Origin of the sequence: Prevotella sp. AM42-24, assembly GCF_003461825.1 — a bacterium.
Taxonomy (GTDB): domain Bacteria; phylum Bacteroidota; class Bacteroidia; order Bacteroidales; family Bacteroidaceae; genus Prevotella; species Prevotella hominis.
Genome location: NZ_QTXV01000141.1, coordinates 1 through 1,407, shown reverse-complemented (window position 1 = coordinate 1,407; position 1,407 = coordinate 1). Strand labels below are relative to the sequence as shown.

The following is a 1,407-nucleotide window of genomic DNA, read 5'->3' as shown; positions in this document are numbered from 1 at the left end:
GACACGGAAATAGATTCTGTCACCACGCTTGACGGCAACAGATGATACGGCTGCGCTGTATGGACTGTTGTCACCCTTGGCTATCGTCTTGTTCCAAAGTTCATTGCCTCCCTTTTGGATGGCAATTCTTACGCCGTCTGCCTTCTGATACTCGTCAGCATCATAGTCATCTGTTGGTGCAATGAGGCTAACTTGACCAGTTACGCTGACAGTTCCGTCCTTTGGAGCCTGCCATACACGCACTATGTCCTCCATCGGTGAGTTCTTGATGGCTTCCGCCTGCTCATCCTTACTGACCTCCATGACGGAAGTGTCAACCTTGCCACCATAGATGATTGGGCTTGGCGTGTCGGCACTGCTCAATGTAAATGTAGGCACGGCATTGCCAGATCCGTCAAACTCCAAGTGGTTGAAATAGACCTTGCCATTGGAAACGAGGTCAACAAGTCCGTCACCATTGATGTCGCTGAAATACTGAGTGGTCTTGGTCTTAGTGGTTGACTTGTCCGTTCCGACAACGGCAGTCAGGACATTCCAACCGACAACGGCATTCGCACCGAAAGTGTTGGTAGAACTTTTGGTTGTCGAGAAGTTACTGATGCCCTTTACCTTGATAGGCTCACCATATACGACTTCTCCGTTGTCTGTCTTAATCTGTGGACGATAATAAACAGAACCACCGGACTTGTACACCTTGTCAGGAAGTCCGTCACCGTTCAAGTCAACGAGTGCGGAAAGTCCCTTGCTCGTGTCGCTTGAATAGCTGTATGAGCCACCCATGGTATTGCTTTTCCAAGGACTTCCGTCCACGACACCCACACCTGCATAGAACGAACCGCTCACGGAAGAGCTTGTCGTTCCGCCAAGTGCAGTTGGCTTGTCGCTGAAACGCTTGCTGACAGCCTTTAACGGATTGATGAACCCTGCGTCAAGTCCATCATCATGGGTGTTCCATTTTTCGGAATCATCCTTGAAAGGAACATAGCCCTTGTCTGCCTGTACGTCATCATAGTAGTCGAAGTTTTGGAAGGAGACCTCCTTGCCGTTGTTGTCATACTGTCTGACACCAGTGAGCATTTCCTTGTGGAATGCACCTTCCTTATAGTCGAAGGCATAGCTGCGCAGGGTCTCGCCCTGGAAATTCACGGTCACTTTCTCCAACAGCTTGTTGGAGGAGGCGAGGAATCCATAGCGGGCATTGTTGGTCTTTACCTGCTTTACCTTGTTGCCTTCAAAGAGTACAACGGTGTGCGGTTCCTGTCCTGCATTACCTGCGTGAACCTCCTTCAGATATGCAGCTTTGGCTTTCAAGCCGCCACGCACATCCTCATCCACGATGTCATATACATATTCTATATAGTCACCATGGAGTTCCTCGACACGTTTCAGCTTCCATTCGGCAATCAC

At 49.7% G+C, this 1,407-nt stretch carries 1 pseudogene; it reads right to left on the bottom strand.

From position 1 onward, the window contains the following. A pseudogene (locus DW917_RS17440) lies at positions 1-1,407 on the bottom strand (type IV secretion protein Rhs); the annotation flags it as partial.